We start from the raw sequence: 1,693 nt of genomic DNA on the forward strand, positions 1-1,693 counted from the left end.
AAATTTATTACTACTAAACCAGTGAAAGCCGCTAGGACATAGTTAACTATAGAATTATCAAAATAAGAGGCGAAAACCGTGCCGAAAATTGCCGTGTATAGTGCAGTCATAATCAGGGGATTTAACAAGGACCAGTAAACCCCCAGAAAAGAACCCCGATAGCGTCCCTTGAGATTACGTTCCACTAAAACACTAAGCAACTCGTAATATCGCCGCGCTGTTGACCATCTAGTTTTTGTCTGGAGATCGGTCATAGGGATAATTGTCATCTTGTCAGTATTCAGTGCTTTATTCTAAACGATTACCGTCAATTTTGTCTATCGATCGAGAGGGGAATCTAGTTTTTATCCAGTTCCCGACGACTCTCCCTCTCCGGAAAAAGTTCCCTTCCTAGGCCATTTATCTGGCTCAAAAAGCTTAAAAACCGCTAAAAGCCTCTTTTTTTAGGGTTGAACTCGGTTTTTAGGGACAGCCTCAGCTAATTGACCTAGACTCTAGCAGGTTTGCCAATAAAATAGACATCAGATAAGAGCCAAGAAATGCCGATTTAAACACAGCTAATCTCAGAAAAACCGGAGTCAAAGACCGATAACTGAACAACTTCCTAACAGCCAAACCAAGAATTTAATCTAATTGATGTCCCGTCAGTTCCACAAAGATATCTTCGAGATTGGAGGGACGGCAAATTACTCCAGTTTTATCGCTCAAACTGTCAAGATAGGCATTGGCATCAGCCACGGTGGGGAAGAATTTATAATCGATTTTATCGCCAACTTGTTTGATAACTAAACCCTCGCCATACTTAGTGCGAAAATCCCTTATAGTTCCTAATTCGATTAATTTGCCTGCGTCCATAATGCCAATTCTGCCTGGTTTTCCCGTGGCGTTATCCTGACAGAGAAATTCCACTTCTTCCATGTAGTGAGTGGTTAATAAAATTGTCATTCCTTGCTGATTTAAATCGCGAATTACTTCCCACAAACGACGACGATTTTGGGGGTCTAAACCGACCGTCGGTTCATCGAGAAAGAGTATTTTTGGTTCGTGAAGAAGAGCGCGAGCAATCTGTAAACGTCGTTTCATCCCTCCGGAAAGAGTTTTGGCAAGGGCAGATTTTCGATCGCTTAAACTGACATAATCTAAATAGCGATCGATTAATTCCTGTCTCTGGGGATTGGGGATATGGTGCATCCGGCCGTGAAATTCCATATTTTCCCAGACGGTTAATTCCCCATCAACGCTAATCTGTTGCAAGACTACCCCTATATTTTTCTTCACCTGATCGCGGTATTTTTTCACATCATACCCCGCCACTGCGATTTCTCCTTGACTTGCTTCGGTTAGGGTGATAATCATGCGGATTGTCGTCGATTTTCCCGCACCGTTGGGACCGAGTAAACCAAAGATTTCCCCTTTTTCGATGGCAAAGGAAAGCTCGTTAACTACTGGGAGATTGTTATAGATTTTAGAAACGCGATCGAGAGCAATAGCGGCGGTCATCGAAAATTTGGGTCTGAAACCCCGTCGTTCTACGACGGCTTTACCGTTAAATATTAGCGCATTTACACGATATATGCTAGAATGCGAGATATGGAAAAAGCCTATTCTTACCGATTTTACCCAACACCAGAACAAGAGTCGCTATTGCGGCGCACATTGGGCTGTGTAAGATTAGTTTACAACAAAGCTCTCC

Annotated in this window: 3 protein-coding genes; 1 reads left to right on the forward strand and 2 read right to left on the reverse strand. The window is 42.7% G+C overall.

Annotated elements, in window-relative coordinates; genetic code table 11:
• Positions 1-254 (reverse strand): ABC transporter permease (locus PX636_RS14585; RefSeq protein ID WP_288117670.1); only part of this gene is annotated, 254 nt, incomplete at its 3' end.
• 370 nt (positions 255-624) lie between these two features.
• Positions 625-1,500 (reverse strand): ABC transporter ATP-binding protein, encoded by an 876-nt coding sequence (locus tag PX636_RS14590; protein WP_288117669.1) that lies wholly within the window; start codon positions 1,498-1,500, stop codon positions 625-627.
• Between the two features lie 90 nt (positions 1,501-1,590).
• Between PX636_RS14590 and PX636_RS14595 the strand changes: the two genes are divergently transcribed.
• Positions 1,591-1,693, forward strand: a 103-nt coding sequence (locus tag PX636_RS14595; RefSeq protein WP_286823842.1) for a helix-turn-helix domain-containing protein, incomplete at its 3' end; no start/stop codon positions are given.

Origin of the sequence: Microcystis sp. M53598_WE2 (assembly GCF_030067735.1) — a bacterium.
Lineage (GTDB): Bacteria > Cyanobacteriota > Cyanobacteriia > Cyanobacteriales > Microcystaceae > Microcystis > Microcystis aeruginosa.